This window comes from Pseudomonas sp. LB3P58, from assembly GCF_054897895.1.
This window is the reverse complement of sequence record NZ_JBUBVE010000001.1, coordinates 2,161,890-2,181,116: the sequence shown is the minus strand read 5'-3', so window position 1 is coordinate 2,181,116 and position 19,227 is coordinate 2,161,890. Positions and strand designations below refer to the sequence as shown.

15 protein-coding genes and 1 pseudogene are annotated in these 19,227 nt (G+C 61.1%); 12 read left to right on the top strand and 4 right to left on the bottom strand.

The features are described 5' to 3' along the window. Positions 1-28 precede the first annotated feature (28 nt). The 3 genes from ACYZTZ_RS10280 to ACYZTZ_RS10270 all read left to right on the top strand — a co-directional run bounded on the left by ACYZTZ_RS10280 (position 29) and on the right by ACYZTZ_RS10270 (position 3,229). Entirely contained in the window at positions 29-892 is an 864-nt protein-coding gene (locus ACYZTZ_RS10280) for a LysR family transcriptional regulator (RefSeq protein WP_461998097.1), read from the top strand. Between the two features lie 106 nt (positions 893-998). Next, positions 999-2,144 (top strand): SRPBCC family protein, encoded by a 1,146-nt coding sequence (locus ACYZTZ_RS10275; RefSeq protein WP_461998096.1) that lies wholly within the window; start codon positions 999-1,001, stop codon positions 2,142-2,144. After that, positions 2,141-3,229: an SMP-30/gluconolactonase/LRE family protein gene (locus ACYZTZ_RS10270; protein WP_461998095.1), complete on the top strand. Its 1,089-nt coding sequence runs from the start codon at positions 2,141-2,143 to the stop codon at positions 3,227-3,229. The genes ACYZTZ_RS10275 and ACYZTZ_RS10270 overlap by 4 nt, the downstream gene beginning before the upstream one ends. 129 nt (positions 3,230-3,358) lie before the next feature. Here ACYZTZ_RS10270 and ACYZTZ_RS10265 read toward each other — a convergent pair whose 3' ends face one another. Beyond that, on the bottom strand, positions 3,359-3,601 hold the full coding sequence (locus ACYZTZ_RS10265; RefSeq protein ID WP_056740730.1) for a DUF465 domain-containing protein: 243 nt from the start codon (positions 3,599-3,601) through the stop codon (positions 3,359-3,361). Between the two features lie 129 nt (positions 3,602-3,730). Here ACYZTZ_RS10265 and ACYZTZ_RS10260 point away from each other — a divergent pair. Together ACYZTZ_RS10260 and ACYZTZ_RS10255 are read left to right on the top strand one after the other, a co-directional pair. Beyond that, a pseudogene (locus tag ACYZTZ_RS10260) lies at positions 3,731-3,835 on the top strand (ATP-binding protein); the annotation flags it as partial. Positions 3,836-3,897: 62 nt separating this feature from the next. Then, positions 3,898-5,841, top strand: a complete 1,944-nt coding sequence (locus ACYZTZ_RS10255) for a response regulator (protein ID WP_461998094.1) — start codon at positions 3,898-3,900, stop codon at positions 5,839-5,841. 84 nt (positions 5,842-5,925) lie between these two features. Here ACYZTZ_RS10255 and uvrA read toward each other — a convergent pair whose 3' ends face one another. The 3 genes from uvrA to ACYZTZ_RS10240 all read right to left on the bottom strand — a co-directional run bounded on the left by uvrA (position 5,926) and on the right by ACYZTZ_RS10240 (position 11,674). Beyond that, positions 5,926-8,556: an excinuclease ABC subunit UvrA gene (gene uvrA / locus ACYZTZ_RS10250; RefSeq protein WP_461998093.1), complete on the bottom strand. Its 2,631-nt coding sequence runs from the start codon at positions 8,554-8,556 to the stop codon at positions 5,926-5,928. A 138-nt stretch (positions 8,557-8,694) separates the two neighbouring features. Continuing rightward, a complete protein-coding gene (locus tag ACYZTZ_RS10245) occupies positions 8,695-10,806 on the bottom strand; it encodes a hybrid sensor histidine kinase/response regulator (protein ID WP_461998092.1) in 2,112 nt (703 codons plus the stop codon). 178 nt (positions 10,807-10,984) lie between these two features. Further along, positions 10,985-11,674, bottom strand: a complete 690-nt coding sequence (locus tag ACYZTZ_RS10240; RefSeq protein WP_008154995.1) for a GntR family transcriptional regulator — start codon at positions 11,672-11,674, stop codon at positions 10,985-10,987. A 140-nt stretch (positions 11,675-11,814) separates the two neighbouring features. Here ACYZTZ_RS10240 and ACYZTZ_RS10235 point away from each other — a divergent pair, with 140 nt between their 5' ends. From ACYZTZ_RS10235 to ACYZTZ_RS10205, 7 genes are all read left to right on the top strand, one after another. Beyond that, complete coding sequence (locus ACYZTZ_RS10235) at positions 11,815-12,900, top strand: ABC transporter ATP-binding protein (protein ID WP_461998091.1); 1,086 nt, start codon at positions 11,815-11,817, stop codon at positions 12,898-12,900. Between the two features lies 1 nt (position 12,901). Next, the gene (locus tag ACYZTZ_RS10230) at positions 12,902-13,819 is read left to right on the top strand and encodes an ABC transporter permease (protein ID WP_461998090.1); all 918 of its coding nucleotides are present in this window, start codon (positions 12,902-12,904) and stop codon (positions 13,817-13,819) included. Beyond that, positions 13,816-14,604 carry an ABC transporter permease gene (locus tag ACYZTZ_RS10225; RefSeq protein WP_008154998.1) on the top strand — a complete coding sequence of 263 codons (789 nt, stop codon included), beginning with the start codon at positions 13,816-13,818 and terminating at the stop codon, positions 14,602-14,604. Before ACYZTZ_RS10230 ends, ACYZTZ_RS10225 begins: the two co-directional genes overlap by 4 nt. 32 nt (positions 14,605-14,636) lie before the next feature. Further along, entirely contained in the window at positions 14,637-15,689 is a 1,053-nt protein-coding gene (locus tag ACYZTZ_RS10220; RefSeq protein WP_462000658.1) for an extracellular solute-binding protein, read from the top strand. A 123-nt stretch (positions 15,690-15,812) separates the two neighbouring features. Continuing rightward, entirely contained in the window at positions 15,813-17,009 is a 1,197-nt protein-coding gene (locus tag ACYZTZ_RS10215) for an amidohydrolase family protein (protein ID WP_461998089.1), read from the top strand. Then, the gene (locus ACYZTZ_RS10210) at positions 17,006-18,493 is read left to right on the top strand and encodes an amidohydrolase family protein (RefSeq protein WP_461998088.1); all 1,488 of its coding nucleotides are present in this window, start codon (positions 17,006-17,008) and stop codon (positions 18,491-18,493) included. The genes ACYZTZ_RS10215 and ACYZTZ_RS10210 overlap by 4 nt, the downstream gene beginning before the upstream one ends. A 12-nt stretch (positions 18,494-18,505) precedes the next feature. Continuing rightward, the gene (locus tag ACYZTZ_RS10205; protein ID WP_461998087.1) at positions 18,506-19,168 is read left to right on the top strand and encodes a flavin reductase family protein; all 663 of its coding nucleotides are present in this window, start codon (positions 18,506-18,508) and stop codon (positions 19,166-19,168) included. The last annotated feature ends 59 nt before the right edge of the window (positions 19,169-19,227 follow it).

The following is a 19,227-nucleotide window of genomic DNA, read 5'->3' as shown; positions in this document are numbered from 1 at the left end:
TGCGTCCACTCCCGACACCGGCTGCCCCATGGACATCGATCTCGCCCGCACCTTTCTGGAAATCGTCCGCCACGGCAGCCTTGCCGCAGCCGCCGAAAAACTCCACGTTACCCAGACCGCGATCACGGCGCGGGTACAGAAACTCGAAAGCCAGCTAGGAAGTACGTTGTTCGTGCGCAACCGCGCCGGTGCGCGCCTGACGCCGAATGGTGAAGCCTTCGTGGTCTACGCCAATCAACTGGTCGAAACCTGGGAAGCGGCGCGACGGGACTTGCCGTTGCCCGAGGGTTACCGCGACGTGTTGCACATCGGTGGCGAGGTCAGTCTGTGCAACCCGCTGATGCTCAGCTGGGCCGGCGCGCTGCGCGAGAAGATCCCCAGCCACGCCCTGCGCATGGAAATCCGTGACGGTGAAAACCTGCTGCGCCAACTGGAACTGGGGGTTCTGGATGCGGCGCTGGTTTACCAGCCCGAGTATTGGCCGCGCCTGCAAGTCGAACAGGTGCTGGAAGAAAAACTGGTCCTCATCCGCCTGGCCGCAAGACCCGATCCCTACGTGTACATCGACTGGGGCCCGGACTTCCGCCGCCAGCACGATGCGGCCCTGCCGGAAAAAGCCAAAGCCGCATTGAGCTTCAACCTCGGCCCACTGGGCTTGCAGTACATTCTGGAAAACGGCGGCAGCGGCTACTTCCGCACCCGGGTGGTCCAGAGTTATCTGGAAAGCGGTGTACTGGAGCAAGTGCCCAAAGCCCCGGAATTCAGCTACCCGACCTATCTGGTTTACTCCCGCGACCGCGACTCCGCGACCTTGCAACGAGCCTTCGACCTGCTGCGCGAAGTGATCAAATCCGACGATGACTGGTCGCAACGCTGGGACCCGCTGACCTGAGTCCGGTTTGCACCGAAGCATGGCGGTTGCATCCTCAAGGTTGGGCCAGCCAAAACGCCGGGATCGTCTAATCTGCTGGAGATAACAATAACTACAGGTGATTGCAGTGAGGCAGACCACCGAAGCATTCCGCGCCCGCTACCGTGCCGACATTCATCCGCTCTACAACCCATGGCTGCACGGCGCTTTTGTGCTGCTGTTCGGGGTGCTGGCCATTGGCGGATTCTGGAGCACCGTGCACCAGGTTCAGCCACTGGAATGGCTGGCGATGCCGTTGACGTTGTTGTTCTTCAACTTCGGCGTGTACATGGTCCATCGACACCTGGGGCATCATAAAAAGAGCTTCGCGCGAATGTTCTATGCACGCCATGCCGGCGACCATCACAGCTTTTTCGCCCCTGGCCACATGACCTACAACAGTGCCCGGGACTGGCGGGTGATTCTGTTTCCAGCCTGGCTGATCGTGTTGCACACGGTCGTCATCACCCTGCCCGTCTGGTGGCTGCTTGAGCAGTTCGATAACAACGTCGCCGGGTTGTTCGGTGGCTGTCTGGTCCTCGGTTACCTGACCTATGAAGTATTCCATGCCTGCGAGCACCTGCCACCGGAGAACCCCGTCACGCGGTTGCCATGGATCCGCCAGATGCGCCGTCTGCATGAACTGCATCACCGTCGTGAGCTGATGCAGGAACGCAATTTCAATATCGTTTTTCCGCTGATGGACTACCTGTTTGGCACCCTCTATTGGGAACCGGAGCCGACTGACCTGCACCCGACGAGAACGACCATGACCCGCATGCAGCATCAAATCGACATTGCTGGAGACCCGATTGACGTGCTCGCCTATGCCAGCACCGTGACCCGTTGGCCGGAGTGGCATCCCTCGTCCCTCAAGGTCGATGGCCAGAGCGGGCCGGTGCATGCAGGGGGGCGGTTTGAGGAAGACATCAAGGCGGGCGGGCGTGAAGGACACTTGCACTGGGAAGTTAACGAATACCTGCCAGGACGCCGCTGGAGTGCCTGGGCCCATGACGATCACGGGGTGTCTTTAGTGGTGACCTACGAGTGTGAGGCCCTGAGCCACGGCACACGCTTTGTCCGCACCCTGGAGTATCAGTTCAGCGGCCTGGCGATGCGCATTGCCAATCGACTGCTGCTCAAGCGGCGCATCGATCGTGAGTCGGCAGCGTCGATGCTGGCGTTGCGTGAGGTGGCGCAAAAACAGTTGGCCCCGGCAGGAGTCAGCGCGTGAGTCGAACCGTCAAGTTTCGCCATGTGTTGTTGCTGGTAATCGTCGCGATCGGCGCCTTTCTGCTGCTGATGCCGACCAAGGTTCAGCCGGTGGCCTGGACACCGCCACCGGCGCCCTCCCTCACCAGCGGCATCTACGCCGACAATCAGCGCCTCAAAGGCGTGGAGCGCGTCGGCGCCGCGGATATCGACGGGCCGGAAGCGTTGCTGCTGGAGGAAAACGTCCTCATCACGGGTCTGCATGACGGCCGATTGATCCGTACCAGCCTCGACGGCAAGGTCACCAAAGTCCTGGCCGATACGGGCGGCAGACCCTTGGGCCTGGCCCGTCATCCCAACGGTCTGCTGGTGATTGCCGACGGGGTCAAGGGCTTGCTGTCACTGGATGCCCAGGGCCGGTTGATTGCATTGACCACGGCGGCCAATGGCGTGCCCTTCGGTTTCACCGACGACGTGGCGATCGACAAACCCGGGCACTACGCCTATTTCAGTGATGCCTCCAGCCGCTTTGGCTACGGCAGTGACGGCGAAGCGATCATCGAGCACGGCGGCGATGGCCGCTTGCTGCGTTACGACTTCCAGACCGGAAAGACCGCGGTCCTGCTGGATAAGCTGGAATTCGCCAACGGCGTGACCCTGGGTCCGGACGATGCCTTTGTGTTGGTCAACGAGACGGGCGCCTATCGCATCAGTCGTTACTGGCTGAGCGGCCCCAAAGCCGGCACCCACGATCTGTTCATCGACAACTTGCCAGGGTTGCCGGACAACCTCGCGTTCAATGGTCGCGACCGCTTCTGGGTGGCGCTCTATGCACCGCGCAACGCATTGCTCGATGCCACCGCGCCGCATCCCTTCGTGCGCAAGATGATTGTGCGAGCCATGACTTTCCTGCCGAAACCGGTGGAGAAGCGCGCCTTTGCGCTGGGGCTGGATCTGGACGGTAAAGTGATCGCCAACCTGCAGGACGGTAGCCGCGACAACTACTCGCCGATCACTACCGTTCGCGAGTATGGGGATTGGTTGTATTTCGGGTCGTTGAAGGCCAAACACATGGCGCGATTGCCGTTGAGTACCGCGCTGGATTGATGGTGGTGCGTTCGGTCATGGGGCACCTCGCATGGAGCCGTAAAGTCGGACTCTGAGCATTCGAGGTGCCGGTATTTATCGCCGTTCCAATTTTTCAGTCACCGGTCGTCGGTGACCAGACAGGGCGCGTCAGGACGGCGTCTGGAGTCGATCAACGATCTTTTGCTTAACCTCCACGCGCTTCGCCTTGAGTTTCTTCAATGCGTCATCAGTGGGCGCATCCGATTTTGCGGATTCAGCCTTTACGACCTCGGCATCCGCCTGCGAATACTTGTTGATCAGTGAATCCAGTAACGGATCCTTGGTGCGTTTTTGCTGGATATCTTCCTTTGAAAGCTTGAGATCCTGATAAAGGTCGTGTGGCACCGGCATGGAACACCTCCGTTTGTTGATCGGAGGCAAACGCGATCAATTGCGTTCACCAACCATCAGAATGGCCTCGGTTAGCCGGTTCTGTCGACCGCCTATCAGACCAGCGGTGCCCGTTCGTCGCCATGCGACCTGGCCTCTCACCCCGGCATCGGCGGCGGCCAATATCGAAAGGCGCAACCCTTTGACTATGCTCAAGTGAACGGACACTTGTTGATCCTGTACAGCGAGGGCCTGTCGAGACACCCATGAGTCAGATTGAGTGTCTATCCCGCTGGCCATCGCCATGGAGCCCGTCGATGAAGCGTGACATCCGTTTGCTGATCGTCGACGACAACGTCGCCACGCGCTACGCCCTACGCCGGCGCCTGGAGCGCCACGGCTATGAAGTGCTCGAAGCCAGCACCGGCACCGAGGGCCTGGAGCTGATCGACAGCGTGACGATCGACGCGCTGATCCTCGACGTCAATCTGCCGGACATGAGCGGCTTCGACATCGTGCGCAAACTGCGCGCCGAACCCGCCACCGCCCTGCTCCCGGTGATTCACGTCTCGGCGGCCTCGATCCAGAACGGCGACATCATTACCGGCCTGGACGCGGGTGCCGATGCCTACCTGATCCACCCGGTGGATCCGGATGTACTGCTCGCGACCTTGCGCACCTTGCTGCGGGTGCGTGATACCGAAAATGCCCTGCGCGAAAGCGAGGCGCGGTTTCGGGAAATCTTTGTCAATGTGTCGGCGCCCATCGCGGTGCTGGATGCCGAGTTGAAAGTGCATGAATGCAACCATGCCTTCGCGCAGTTGATTCAGAACAACCTCAACCCGGAGACCCTGCGCGAGTGCTTTGCCGAGGACCAGGATGTCGTCATCGAGGAACTGCGCCTGCGTCTGGCCTACGGCGAGCGCTGGAAAGGCACGCTGAGCATGCGGGTCCACGGCGAGGTTCGCGAAACCGAGTGGCAGATTTCGCCGTATCGCACGCCGGAACTGAGCCTGGTGTTTGTCGAGGATGTCACTGAACACCGTCACCGCGAACGCTCGCACCTGGCCCGGCTGGACGACGCCACCACCCAATTGGCCAAAGAAGTCGCCGAGCGAGCGCGAACCGAAGCTCAACTGCTGCAAGTGCAGAAAATGGACGCACTGGGCAAGCTGACCGGGGGCATCGCCCACGACTTCAATAACTTGCTGACCGGCATCATCACCAGCCTGGAACTGATCCAGAAACGGGTTGCCGCCTCACGCACCGACAAGGTTCAGTTTTACGCCGAAGCCGCCTTGAACTCGGCCATGAGTGCCGCATCCCTGACCCATCGCCTGCTCGCCTTCGCCCGCCAACAGCCACTCGATACCCGGCCCGTGGACATCAACGAACACGTGCGTTCCCTTGAAGAATTGCTGGTGCGCACCATCGGCGAGCGCATCGCGCTGAAACTCGAATTGACCTCTAAAGCCGCCATCGCCCTGGTCGACCCCATTCAGCTCGAAAGCGCGATGCTCAACCTGGTGATCAACGCTCGCGATGCCTTGCCCCAGGGCGGCAACATTTGGGTCAGCACCTATGCGGCCTATTCCCATGGCGACCCCAATCTCGCCGATGGTGCGTATGTCGCGTTGTCTGTGCGCGATGACGGTACCGGTATCGAACACAGCGTGATCGACAAGGTGTTCGACCCGTTTTTCACCACCAAACCGCTGGGCCAGGGCACCGGGCTGGGGTTGTCGACCCTCTACGGGTTCGCCCGGCAATCGGGTGGCGATGCGCACATCCGCAGCGTCGCCCGGCGCGGCACCGAAGTCACCATCATGCTGCCGGCCAGCCCCGACCCCACGGCCGGTGAAGCCGAGTCAGCCACCGGCGATCATCAGGGTGCCGGCGAACATGTGTTGATCGTCGAGGACACGCCGTCGGTGCGCATGTTCGTGGCCGAAGTGTTGGTGGATGCCGGTTACCGTTGCACGCAGGTGGGCGACATCGAAGGTGCCCTCGAGCGCCTGCAAAACGATGAGTCCATCGACCTGCTGCTGACAGACGTCGGCCTACCGCGCATGAGCGGCCGCGAGCTGGCCGATGTGGCACGGGGCTGGCGCGAAAAACTGCCGATCCTGTTCATGACCGGTTACGCCGAAACCGCCATCAACCGTCAGGTGTTCCTCGGCGATGGCATGGAGATGCTGATCAAGCCGTTCCAGATCAACGAACTGCTGGACAAGGTGCGGCGCACGCTCGACGGCACTTAAGATCAAAAGATCGCAGCCTTCGGCAGCTCCTACAGGTGTACGCCGATCCTTTGTAGGAGCTGCCGCAGGCTGCGATCTTTTGATTTAGCCCAGAGTTCTTGCAAGGAACGGTGCCGTCCGGCTCTTTTTGCTGTTGGCCACTTTCTGCGGCGTCCCACTGACGACTATCTTCCCGCCCTGATCCCCCGCCCCCGGGCCGATGTCGATCACCCAGTCACTCTGCGCCACCACGCGCATTTCATGTTCGACGACGATCACTGTATGCCCCGCCGTCACCAGGGTATTCAACTGTTCGAGCAAGCGATCGACATCCCTTGGGTGCAAACCGGTGGTGGGCTCGTCGAGCACATACAACGTGGCCCCGCGCTGGTTACGTTGCAGTTCGGTGGCCAGTTTGATCCGCTGGGCTTCACCGCCCGACAGCTCGGTCGCCGGCTGGCCGAGGCGCAGGTAACCCAGGCCGATATCGCGCAGCACCTCCAGCGAGCGGCGAATGCCCGGTTGTTCGGCGAATACCGTGACCGCTTCGTCCACCGTCAGCTGCAACACCTGGGCGATGTTCAACCCTTGCCAGATGATTGCCAGCGTCTCGGGGTTGTAGCGCGCGCCGTGGCAGGTCGAGCACGGTGCATAGACGCTGGGCATGAACAGCAACTCGACGCTGACAAAGCCTTCACCCTCGCACGTCGAGCAACGGCCCTTGGCGACGTTGAAGGAAAACTGGCCCGCGTCGTAACCCTCGGCCTGCGCCTCGGGTGTGGCGGAGTAGAGTTTGCGCACGTTGTCGAACAGCCCGGTGTAGGTCGCCAGGTTCGAGCGCGGTGTGCGGCCGATGGGTTTCTGGTCGACTTGCACCAGGCGCTTGATCGATTCCAGCCCCGCCGTGACTTGACCGCCGCTCATTTGCGGTGCGTCGTCCTCAAGGCTCAACTCTTGCGGCTCGCTGTCACTTGCCGCACGCCCGAGATGCGCGCCCACCAGTTCCAGCAACGCCTGACTGACCAGGCTTGATTTACCGGAACCGGAGACGCCCGTCACCGCGGTAAAACAGCCCAGCGGAAACTCGACGCTGAGGTTGTTCAGATTATTGCGAGTGATGCCTTCCAGCCGTAGCCAATCTCTCGCCTTACGGCTGGCTTGAGGCTGAGTGACCTGCTCGGCGAACAGGTAAGCGCGCGTCTGCGAGTTCGTCACCTGCGCCAACCCTGGCGGCGGTCCGCTGTACAGGATTTGGCCGCCATGTTCGCCGGCCGCCGGGCCTACGTCGATCAGCCAGTCGGCGCGGCGCATGGTTTCCAGGTCATGTTCGACAACGAATAAGGTGTTGCCGGCAGCCTTCAAGCGTTGCAGGGCTTCGAACAATGCTTCGCCATCCGCCGGGTGCAATCCGGCCGAGGGTTCATCCAGCACGTAGATCACGCCGAACAACTGCGAACCCAATTGCGTCGCCAGGCGTAGACGCTGCAACTCGCCGGACGACAGCGTCGGCGTGCTGCGTTCCAGCGCCAGGTAACCGAGCCCCAGATCGGTCAACGTGCTGACCCGTTCCAGCAAGTCCTGAGCGATCCGCTGCGCGGCCAGGCGTTTCTCTACTGACAGGTTCGGTGTGTGGCGTACATCCGGCGCGTTGGCGTGACCACTGGCGCCGTGGGCCACTCGTTGCTCGCGGGCCTCGCGGGTTTGGTCGTGCGTCAATACTTCGCCCGCCGCCTCGGTCTGTTCGAGGTAGCTGTGAGCGGCCACTGGCTTCAAGACTTCGGCCACTTGCAGCAACGGCATCTGCGACAACTCGCCAATGTCGTAACCGGCAAAGGTCACCGACAACGCCTCGCGCTTGAGCCGTTTGCCGTCGCACAACGGGCACGGGCTGCCGAGCATAAATTGCGAAACGCGCTTCTTCATCAACGCGCTTTGGGAATGGCTGAAGGTGTGCAGGATATAGCGCCGGGCGCCGGTGAACGTGCCCTGGTAACTCGGTTCCATGTTGCGTTTGAGCGCGACTCTGGTTTCTTCGGGGGTGAGCCCGGCATACACCGGCACCGTGGGTGTTTCTTCGGTAAAGAGAATCCAGTCGCGCAGTTTTTTCGGCAGATCGCGCCAGGGTTTGTCGACGTCGTAACCCATCGTCACCAGGATGTCGCGCAGGTTCTGTCCCTGCCAGGCGGTGGGCCAAGAGGCGACCGCGCGCTGGCGAATGGTCAGGCTCGGGTCCGGGACCATCAATGCTTCGGTGACTTCATACACCCGCCCCAACCCATGACAGTCGGAGCACGCGCCCTGGGGCGTGTTGGGCGAAAAATCTTCGGCATAGAGCATCGGCTGTCCCGGCGGATAACTGCCGGCCCGGGAGTACAGCATGCGGATCAGGCTCGACAACGTCGTCACACTGCCCACCGAAGAGCGCGTGCTCGGCGTACCCCGTTGTTGCTGGAGCGCCACCGCCGGCGGCAAGCCTTCGATCGAGTCGACGTCCGGCACGCCGACCTGATCGATCAGACGCCGCGCATAAGGCGCCACGGATTCGAAATAGCGGCGTTGCGCTTCGGCATAGAGGGTCGAGAACGCCAGCGACGACTTCCCCGAACCGGACACGCCAGTGAACACCACCAGGGCATCCCGGGGGATGTCGACATCGACGTTTTTGAGATTGTGTTCCCGGGCGCCGCGCACCCTGACCATGCCGGAGGGAGGGTTGGAAGTGCGCTTGGACGTCATGAAGGGCCTTAAATTAGCTAGCGGAAAAACACCGACCAATGTGGGAGCGAGCCTGCTCGCGATGACGGTGGCACATACAACATTAATGTACCTGACAGACCGCCATCGCGAGCAGGCTCGCTCCCACATTGAATCTGTTCAGCCGTTGAGGACGGTGCAAACCATTTGGGTAAGCGCCTCGGGGCCATAAGGTTTGCTCAGCAAATAGGTATCCGGGCTGAGTTGGTGATTGCGCGAGATAATGTCACGGGTGTGGCCCGAGGTGAACAGCACGGCCACCGGCGGCGTCTGCACCTTGGCCCAGGCGGCCAGGTCCGAGCTTTTGATCAGGCCGGGCATGACCACGTCGGTGAAAATCAGGTCCACCACCGCGCCATCCAGCAACATCTGCATCGCGACGTCACCGTTGGCAGCCGTCAGGACTTGATAACCTTCTTCGCGCAGTAATTCCACCGCTGAGCTGCGCACCGCCTCGTTGTCTTCGACCACCAGAATGGTTTCGTGTCCGCCTCGCTGTTGCGGGTCATGACGTGTCGTTTCGTTGAGCATCGGCCGCAGGCTGCGAGGGAAATACAGCTGCACCCGAGTGCCCCGCCCGACCACACTGGAAATCTCGATATGCCCGCCACTTTGCTTGACGAAACCGAACACCATGCTCAGGCCCAGCCCCGTGCCCTGGCCATCGGCCTTGGTGGTAAAAAACGGTTCGAAAGCCTGTGCGAGTACCTGCGGCGACATGCCGATACCCTTGTCAGCCACTGCTACACAGACATAGTCGCCGGCGACGATGCCCTTGCCTGCACAAAACTTGCTATCAAGGGCAATGTTCTCGGCGCTCAGGTCAATGGTCCCCTCGCCGTTCATGGCGTCCCGGGCATTGATCGCCAGATTGAGGATGGCGTTTTCCAGTTGATTGTGGTCCACGTAGATGTGCCAAAGGGCTTCGGCCGCGGTGACATTGATCTGGATGGTTTCCCCCAGCGCCCGCTGTAACAATTCCCCGAGTCCATCGAAGACCTGGCGCAGGTCGCAGACCGCTGGCGACAAGGGCTGACGGCGGGCGAACGCGAGCAGTTGTGAAGACAGTTTGGCGCCGCGCTCGACCGCGGCAATCGAAGCACTGACCCGGCGCTGCACGTTGGCGTTGTCCGGTTCATGCCGCGCCAGCAAGTGCAGGTTGCCGGCGATCACTTGCAACAGGTTGTTGAAGTCATGGGCCACGCCGCCGGTGAGGCCGCCGATGGCTTCGAGTTTCTGTGATTGACGCAGTTGTTCTTCAGCAGCCAGCCGCGCTTCGACTTCGTCGGCAACGCGTTGCTCCAGGTTGCGGGTGAACTTGAGCAGGGATTCTTCGGCAGTCTTGCGTTCGTGGATATCGATCAACACCCCGGGAAAACGGAACGGCTCGCCCTGCTGATTGAACTCGCAGCCACCACTCGCCAGCACCCACAGATAACTGCCATCCGGGCGCAGGACCCGATACTCGGCGTTAAAGGGTTCGCCGGTTTTCACTGATTGCTTGACCTGCTCCTGCACCCAGCTGCGGTCATCGGGATGGATCCGTGCTTCGACGACGTCCATCGGCAAGTCGGCCAGGTTTTGCTCGGGCGGGTAGGAAAAAGTGCGGGCGAAACGCTCATCGCCGGAGAGCACATTGTCCTTGATGTCCCAGACGAACGAGCCGAGCAAAGCCCCGGCATTGAGTGCCAGGCGTACCCGTTCGTTGTCGGCGTGATAGGCGTCCTCGGCGGCTTGACGGCGGCGTTCGGAAATCACATGTTTGGTGGTCTCGACCACCATCGCCATGACCCCGGCCGGTTTCCCGTCATCATCCGCCACCGGGCTGTAATAGAGGTCCAGCCAGACGTCTTCGGGAACCCCGTCGCGCAGCAGCTCCAGTACTTTGTTGCGATAGGACAAGGTGCCGCCGGCCAGGCAGGTGTCGACCACATGCCGATTGAATTCGGCGACTTCCGGCCAGCCCAGCTCCACCGGGGAACCCAACAGGTAAGGATGGCGACCACCGGCAAACTTCGAATACGCGTCGTTATAGACCATGTAACCCGGTCGGCCCCACAGCATCACCATCGGCAGTGGCGAGGCGAGCATCAACTGCACCGCGCTGCACAGGCTTCTGGGCCAGGAGTCCATGTTCCCAAGCTCAGTCAGGCTCCAGTCGAACGCGCGAATGCGCCCGGCCATTTCACCGTTCCAGCCTGCACACCCATGGCTATCGTCTAGAAACTGCATCGACTGACTCTGTATCCCTGTAGATGACTGGCTTAAGGGATCGCAACGGCATGAGGACGGTGCGTGCCCGTTTGTTTCGAGCATCGCCGTCGCCAATGGTTTCATAGAGGTTAGCTGATTCTTGATCTGCAGATTTTTATGGCCATGGAGCGTGCCCTGCTACGAGGTTTCAGCGTGGCTACACCTCGATCAGGTGCTTGAGCGGGTGGTAACCGGTTTTCAGCGTGGCGGCGACGTCGAGAATGGCCTTCTCGATGCCATTCAAATGCATGCAGGTCAGTTCGATCGCGGCGCTCTGATTGCCCGCTTCGATGTACTCGATCAGCCGCAGATGTTCGTCGTCGCGGCAAGCCTCGTGACTGTCGTCATCCAGCGCAGCGGCGTACAGCGAGGCGCGGGAAATCAGCTTGCGAAACCAGTCCAGCAACACCGGATTGTTGAGGCTTTGCGCGAGCTTGATATGGAATTCGCCGAGCAAATGAATCAACCGTTCATGGTCGCCACTGCGGTGAGCTTCATCCTCAAGCAACAGGTGATCGCGCAGGTCTTGGGTCACTGCCGTATCACGACGACGACAGAGCTCAGTGACGATGCCGATCTCGATCAGGCGCCTCGTTTCAAACAGCGAGCGGATCTCCTCATCACTGGGCAACGACACCGACGCCCCTTTGTTGGGCTCGGTGGTGACCAGGCCATCGGCCTCCAACTGTTTGAGCGCGGCACGAACCGACGTCCGGCTGACATTAAAAAGTTCGGCCAATGACGCTTCGCCGAGCTTCATCCCGGGACGCAATGAACGTTTGCTGATCGCCTCGTAAACCCCTTGGTAGACGCGGTCGACCGTGGTCTCGAGTTTTTTCTCGGTCATCTGAACACTCCTTTAGCGCTAAACAACCGGCCCCAGGCGATGAGCAGCCTTTGAAAAAGGGGGTTGCACGAGCAGATTAATCCGGTTATTTCTAGATTGCATCCAGATATTGCATACAATAATTAGAGGAATGCACCAATATGGGTCATCCAACAGCGATTGAAGTGCGTAACGTCTCCAAGCGGTATTCCGACGATCCGGGGCTGGCTCCAGCCCTCGACAACGTTTCAGTCGACATTGCCGACAATGAATTCTTCACCCTGCTCGGCCCTTCCGGCTGCGGCAAAACTACCTTGCTACGCACCATCGCCGGCTTCGAACAGGTCAGCGAAGGCGAGATTCGTCTGGCGGGCGAACCGGTCAATGATTTGCCACCGTTCAAGCGCCGGGTCAACACAGTATTCCAGAGCTACGCGCTGTTTCCGCACATGAGCGTCGCGCAGAATATCGCCTTCGGCCTCGAGATGCAGGGTCTTGATCGCAAGCAAATTGCCCAGCGCGTCGATGAGATGCTCGCGCTGGTGCAAATGCAACACCTGGCCGAGCGCAAACCGGCCGAGTTGTCCGGTGGCCAGCAGCAGCGCGTGGCCCTGGCCCGGGCCCTGGCGCCGAAACCCAAAGTGCTGTTGCTCGACGAACCGCTGTCGGCACTGGACTTGAAGCTGCGCAAGGAAATGCAGGTCGAACTCAAGCGCGTACAGAAGGAAGCCGGGATCACCTTCATTTTCGTCACCCACGATCAGGAAGAAGCGCTGACCCTGTCCGACCGCATCGCCGTGATGTCCACCGGCAAGATCCTGCAAATCGGCACACCGAACGATATCTACGAACGGCCGCAGCACCGCTTCGTTGCGCAGTTTATCGGCGACATCAACTTCCTCCCCGGCCACCTCAAGCGCGGCCAGCAGAACGAAAAACTGTTCGTGCCGAGCGGCATGCCGGTGGAAATCCCTTGCCCGGCTCAAGGCTTCGACGGCGCCAGCGTGCAACTGGCGTTCCGCCCGGAACGTTCGCAATTGGTCGACCCGGCGCAACCGCATCACCTGCGCGGCGTGATTGAAGCGGTGTTGTATGTCGGCACCGCGACCCTTTACCAGTGCCGGTTGAACAACGACATCAAGGTCATGCTGCGCGAGAACAACGAAGGCCTGAACCGTGGCCGGGTGGTCGGTGATCGCGTCGCGGTCAACCTGCCGCCCCACGCCTGTCTGTTGATGGAGGCCTGAGATGAGCGTCAGCAGCACTTCTCCCGCCCTCAACCGCGCGCTGTTGCTCAGCCCGGTGGTTCTGACTTTGCTGGCGCTGATCGCCATTCCGCTCGGCATCATGGGCTACATCAGCCTGTTGCCGCGCAACGTGTATGGCGGCGTCGACTGGCAGGCCAACTGGCAATTGCAAAGCTACGTGCAGCTGTTTTTCCAGGAAGGTTTCGACGGTGAACTGGAACTGAACTGGGTCTACGCCCAGGCGCTGTTGCGCTCGGTGTTCCAGGCCGGTGGCACCACGTTGCTGTGTTTCCTGTTCGGCTTCCCGGTGGCGTTGTGGATGTCGAGCCTGACGCCGCAGCGACGCAACCTCATGGTCTTGCTGATCACCATTCCGTTCTGGACCAACCTGCTGATCCGCAACTACGCCTGGCTGATCATCCTGCGCGAGCATGGCTGGGTTGCTCAGAGCCTCAACGCGCTGTTCCCCCAGGCGGGTGGCATCACCCTGCTCTACAACGACTTCGCGGTCAGCGTCGGGCTGGTCTACAGCTTCTTGCCGTTCATGATTTTGCCGATCTACTCGACCCTGGAAAAACTCGACTGGCGTCTGGTGGAAGCGGCGTACGACCTCGGCGCCAATCGCTGGCATGCGCTGAAGCGGATCATCCTGCCGCTGTCGATGCCCGGCGTGATTGCCGGTGCACTGCTGGTGTTTGTGCCGAGCCTCGGCGCCTTCATCACCCCGGCGATTCTCGGCGGCGGCAAGACGCTGATGATCGGCAACCTGATCCAGCAACAGTTCGGCACCGCGCGCAACTGGCCGCTGGGCAGTTCGCTGTCGTTCCTGCTGCTGGGGATTCTGCTGCTTTCGCTGGTGCTTTACGCCCTTTATAGCCGCAACGCCGCCAAGACCCTGCGTCGGGGAGCCACCGCATGATCGCCCTGCACCTGAAAAAACTGCCCCTGACCCGCGAAGTCAGCCTGTTGATCCTGGCGTATCTGTACGTGCCGATCTTCGTGCTGATCGCCTACAGCTTCAACGCCAACCGTTCGGCCACAGTGTGGACCGAGTTCTCCTTTGCCTGGTACGGAAGGATTCTGGCCAACCCGTCGATCCAGACCGCCGCGCTGAACTCGATCATCGTCGCCAGCATCGCCACGGTCTGCGCCACGGCCATTGCCTTGCTCGCGGCGTTGGCGACGTACCGGCCGTTCTATGGACAGAAGATGGTCGAGGGCGGGATCAACCTGCCGCTGATCCTGCCGGAGATCGTCACCGCCGTGGCCACGCTGCTGCTGTTCATGGCGCTGGGGATCAAGCTCGGTTTGCTGACGGTGATCGTCGCGCACATCGGCTTCTGCATTCCTTTCGCGTACCTGCCGATCCGTGCGCGGCTCAATGACCTGGACAAGAGCTTGCTGGAGGCGGCGAACGATTTGTACGCCAACCCGTGGCAGGTGTTTCGCCGGGTCACCTTGCCGCTGTTGTGGCCGGCGGTGTTGTCCGGTTCGGTGCTGGCGTTCGTGGTCAGCCTCGACGATTTCATCATGACCTTCTTCGTCGCCGGACCCGGTTCGACGACGTTGCCGGTGTACATCTTCTCGGCGATCAAGTCCGGTGTCACGCCGGAGATCAACGCGATTTCGACCCTGATGCTGGTGATTTCCATCGTGCTGGTGGTGCTGGCCTTCTGGCTGGGACAGCGCGGCAAAAACCAATGAGCCTGGAGCCTGCTGTTATGAATAAAAAGCCAATGAAAACAAAAAGCATGCGTTTCGCTATCGCCGGTCTGGCCCTGAGTTGCTTCACGGCGTTCACCGCCCAGGCCGCCGAACCCAAGGAATTGTTCTTCTACAACTGGACCGACTACTACCCGGTTGATCTGCTGGCCAAGTTCGAAAAGGAGACCGGGATCAAGGTCACCATGGACGGCTACGACAGCAACGAAACCCTGCTGGCCAAGTTGCAGGCCGGTGGCGCGGCGTATGACGTGATCGTGCCGTCGCAGTCGATCATGCGCACGTTGATCAAACAGGACCTGTTGCTGGAAATCGACGCGTCGACCCTGCCCAACTTCCAGTACGTCAAACCGGCCTTCCGCGACCCGAGTTTCGACCCGGGCCGCAAGTTCTCCGCCCCGTACCTGTGGGGCACCACCGGATTTTCCTATGACAGCGCGCGGGTGCCCGGCGGCAAACTGGACGATTCATGGAAAGAGTTCTTCGAACCGCGCAAGGAACTCGAAGGCCAACTCGCCGCCCTCGACACCTCCAGCAGTGTGATCAACGCCGCCAGCCATTACCTGAACGTCGACGAATGCAGCGAAAACCCGCAGGACGCCAAGCGCATTCTGGAGCTGCTGCAAAAACAGAAACCGCACTTGAAGATGTACAGCTCGGACAACACCGTCGACCGCATGGCCTCCGGTGAAGTGATCATGATGCAGAACTGGAACGGCTCCACCGCCCGGGCCACGTTGCAAAAAAGCACCATCAAGTACGTGTACCCGCGCGAAGGCCTGGCGATGTTCCAGGACAACTTCGCCGTACCGAAAAGCGCCCCGCACCCTGGCAACGCGAAGATCTTCATCGACTGGATGATGAAACCGGAAAACGCCGCCGCCGTGTCCAACGCCATCGCCTACGCCAACGGCATCCAGAGCGACAAGCTGATCGACGCCAAATGGCGGGTGATGGACGCGATCAACATGCCCGACGAGTTCGCCTCGCGCTTGCGCCCGGAGAAAGAGTGCAGCAACAAGGCGCGCGAGCTGCAGGACCGGATCTGGTCGAAGCTCAAAGGCTGATCCTAGACCGCGTCGCGGCCATCGCGAGCAGGCTCACTCCCACAGGGGGAATGCATTTCAAATGTGGGAGCGAGCCTGCTCGCGATGAGGCCCGCCTGAACACTACAAAATTCGAGGTATGCAATGAATCAACCCCGCTGGCTGCGCAACGTGCGGCCCTACGGTTCAACCGCCGAAGACCTGCTGATCGAAAACGGCCTGTTCAAGCAACGCCGCCCTGCATCAAGCGCCGCCCTGACCACCACCGACATCGACGGCCAAAACCAGCTCCTCACCCCCGCCCTGGTTGAAAGCCACGTCCACCTCGACAAAACCCTCTGGGGTCAAGCCTGGCGCCCGAACAGCGCCGGCCCGACGCTCAAGGACTACATCGCCAACGAGCGCCGCGTGCTGCGTGAAGTCCAGGCGCCGATTGCCCAGCGTGCGGGCGCCTTGCTGGAAAACTGCATCGCCCGAGGCTCGCTGACGATGCGTTGTCACGTCGACATCGACCCGGAATTCGGCCTGCGCCATGTCGAGGCCATGCAACAGCTGCGCGAAGGCTACCGCGACCTGATCGACCTGCAACTGGTGGTGTTCCCGCAAACCGGCCTGATCAGCCGCCCCGGCACCGCCGAACTGATGCGCGAAGCGATGGCCCTGGGCGTGGAAAACGTCGGCGGCCTCGACCCGTGTGGCATCGACAACGACCCGATCGCGCAGCTCGACTTTGTGTTTAAGCTGGCCAGCGAATTCGAGCGTGGCGTCGACATTCACCTGCACGACAAGGGCGAGCTGGGCCTGTGGCAGATCGCACTGATCGCCGACTACACCGAACGTTTCGGGCGTCAGGGTCGGGTGATGATCAGCCACGCTTACTGCCTTGGGATGTTGCCGTGGAGCCAGGTCAAACCGGTGGCCGAACGCCTCGCGGCGCTGGGCATTTCGCTGATGAGTTCGGCACCGGCCGATTGCGCGGTGCCGCCGTTCCTCGCCTTGCGTGAGGCCGGGGTGAATGTCTGCCTGGGTTCGGACGGCATTCGTGATGCCTGGTCGCCCATGGGCAATGGCGACATGCTGGAACGGGCGATGCTGCTGGCCTTTCGTTTCGACTTGAACAAGGACGATGAACTGACGGCGGCGTTCGAAGCCGCGACGGTGAATGGCGCTCGGGCGTTGGGCTGTGAAGGTTATGGGCTGGAGATCGGCCAACCGGCGGACTTTTTGCTGATGCCAGTGCAGACGCTGGGTGAGGCGGTGGTGTCGCGGCCGGTGCGGCAGGTTTATCGCGGCGGTGAGTTGATCGCCTCCGGTGGCCAACTGCTGGAAAGCCGTTTGTGAAAAGGATTGGATTGAAAGCCAGTTGCGTGGTCGGGTTCGACGGCACACAGCATGTGCTGTGGCGCGACGGCGAAGTGGTGTTCGAAGGTTCGCGCATTGTGTTTGTCGGGCGTGACTATCCGGGGCCGGTGGATCAGTGGATTGATTATGGCAACGCGTTGATCGGTCCGGGCTTCATCGATCTGGATGCACTCGGGGATCTTGATTCGACGGTGCTGACGCTGGACAACGGCGACGAACGCGACATGGGCCGGATGTGGTCCGAGGACTATCTGGCGAGCGGTCCGCGGGAGAGTTACAGCCCGGATGAAGAAGTCTTCAAATATCGCTACGCCTTCACTCAGCTGATCCGCAACGGCATCACCACCGCCATGCCGATCACCTCGATGTATTACCGCGAGTGGGCCGAAACCTACGACGAGTTTTCTGCGGTGGCCGGTGTGGCTGCCGAGTTGGGGCTGCGGACTTACCTCGGCCCCTGCTACATGAGCGGCATGAGTTACTGGCGCGCCGATGGAAGCCTCGGGCATCACTGGGATGAAGCGCGAGGTATGGCCGGGCTCGACGCAGCTGCTCGGTTTTTCCATGATTTCGACGGCGCGCACGAGGGTTTGATTCGCGGCGCGTTGCTGCCGGACCGTATCCAGACCTGCACCCCGGCTCTGCTACAACGCACTGCTGCGATCAGCCGGGAACTGAACGCGCCGATGCGTTTGCATTGCTGCCAAGGGCTCGGGGAGGTGGCGATGGTCGAGCAACTGCGCGGTACTTCGCCGCTGGGCTGGTTGCAGCAATTGGACCTGCTGACCCCGCGCACACTGCTGCCCCACGGCATCTACATCTCAGGCGATGACGATCTGCAACGCGTGGTGGATGGCGACGCGAGTCTGGTGCATTGCCCGGTGGTGTTTGCCCGTGACGGCGAGGCGCTGAACTCCTTCGGTCGCTATCGGGCCAAGGGCATCAACTTCGCTTTGGGCACCGACACCTGGCCAGCGGATTTGCTGGAAAACATGCGCCAGGGTCTGAACATCGCGCGATTGATGGAGGGCGGGAACTTGCTCACCAGCACCCTGGATTTGTACAACGCCGCCACTCTCGGCGGCGCCAAAGCCTTGGGCCGCGATGATCTGGGCCGCTTGGCACCGGGCGCCAAAGCCGACATCACGGTGTTCAGCCTTCGCGGCCTGCATTTGGGGCCGCTGTTCGACCCACTGAAAAACCTGGTATTGGCCGGACGCGGTGACGACTGCATCGCCAGCTACATCAACGGCCGCTGCGTGATGCAGGACGGTCAGGTTCAAGGCGTCGACTACCCCGCCCTGCAACGCCAGGCCCAACAACAATTCGAAAAACTGATGCGCAGCCACAGCGACCGGGCCTTCGGCCAACCGAACTGGAAAGGCCTGTTCAAACCGGCCATCCCGTTCGCGGATGACTACAGCGCACACGCGCCGCTGAGCGCGATTGATCCCCTTCTTTAGAGAATTCTGCCCATGCAAAGCTTCGACTTCAGCCAATTGAGCCCACGAGACAAATACAAGATTCTGATCGGCAGCGTGGTGCCACGGCCGATTGCCCTGGTCACCACCATCGACGGCGAAGGCCGGATCAACGCCGCACCCTTCAGCTTCTTCAACGCCCTCTCGGCCGACCCGCCGATCCTCGCGTTGGGCGTGGAAAACTACGGCGACCAAAGCCCCAAGGACACCACGCGCAATATCCAGCTCAACCAGGAATTCACCGTAAACATTGTCAGCGATGCCCTGGTGGAAGCCATGAACGTCTGCGCCGTGCCGTTCGCCCCCGGTTTCGACGAACTGACGGCCGCCGGCCTTACTGCCATCCCCGGGACCACGGTCAAATGCCCACGGATTGGGGAAGCACCGGTGGCGTTGGAATGTCGGCGGATGATGGCGCTGTCCATCGGACAGTCCCGGGAGATTATCTTTGGCGAAGTGCTGATGGCCCATGTGCGGGATGAATTGATCGACCCGAAAACCTTGTATATCGATCAGCTCGGGCTCGATGCGATTGGCCGGATGGGTGGGCATGGGTATGCGCGCACGCGGGATTATTTCGATCTACCGACGCGCTCGTTGCAGGCGTGGACGGAGACGCCGGGGGGTGGCGAAAGGTTTTGGCCTTTGGGTAAATGAGGGCGTGGGTGTGTCAGGTAGATCCCCCCTCACCCTAACCCTCTCCCGGAGGGAGAGGG

Bases quoted from the DNA above. Each gene is read 5' to 3' on its own strand.
- ACYZTZ_RS10280 (WP_461998097.1), top strand. From the start codon at position 29: ATGGACATCGATCTCGCCCGCACCTTTCTGGAAATCGTCCGCCACGGC.
- ACYZTZ_RS10265 (WP_056740730.1), bottom strand. From the start codon at position 3,601: ATGCCGGTGCCACACGACCTTTATCAGGATCTCAAGCTTTCAAAGGAA.
- ACYZTZ_RS10255 (WP_461998094.1), top strand. From the start codon at position 3,898: ATGAAGCGTGACATCCGTTTGCTGATCGTCGACGACAACGTCGCCACG.
- uvrA (WP_461998093.1), bottom strand. From the start codon at position 8,556: ATGACGTCCAAGCGCACTTCCAACCCTCCCTCCGGCATGGTCAGGGTG.
- ACYZTZ_RS10245 (WP_461998092.1), bottom strand. From the start codon at position 10,806: ATGCAGTTTCTAGACGATAGCCATGGGTGTGCAGGCTGGAACGGTGAA.
- ACYZTZ_RS10240 (WP_008154995.1), bottom strand. From the start codon at position 11,674: ATGACCGAGAAAAAACTCGAGACCACGGTCGACCGCGTCTACCAAGGG.
- ACYZTZ_RS10235 (WP_461998091.1), top strand. From the start codon at position 11,815: ATGGGTCATCCAACAGCGATTGAAGTGCGTAACGTCTCCAAGCGGTAT.
- ACYZTZ_RS10230 (WP_461998090.1), top strand. From the start codon at position 12,902: ATGAGCGTCAGCAGCACTTCTCCCGCCCTCAACCGCGCGCTGTTGCTC.
- ACYZTZ_RS10225 (WP_008154998.1), top strand. From the start codon at position 13,816: ATGATCGCCCTGCACCTGAAAAAACTGCCCCTGACCCGCGAAGTCAGC.
- ACYZTZ_RS10220 (WP_462000658.1), top strand. From the start codon at position 14,637: ATGAAAACAAAAAGCATGCGTTTCGCTATCGCCGGTCTGGCCCTGAGT.
- ACYZTZ_RS10215 (WP_461998089.1), top strand. From the start codon at position 15,813: ATGAATCAACCCCGCTGGCTGCGCAACGTGCGGCCCTACGGTTCAACC.
- ACYZTZ_RS10205 (WP_461998087.1), top strand. From the start codon at position 18,506: ATGCAAAGCTTCGACTTCAGCCAATTGAGCCCACGAGACAAATACAAG.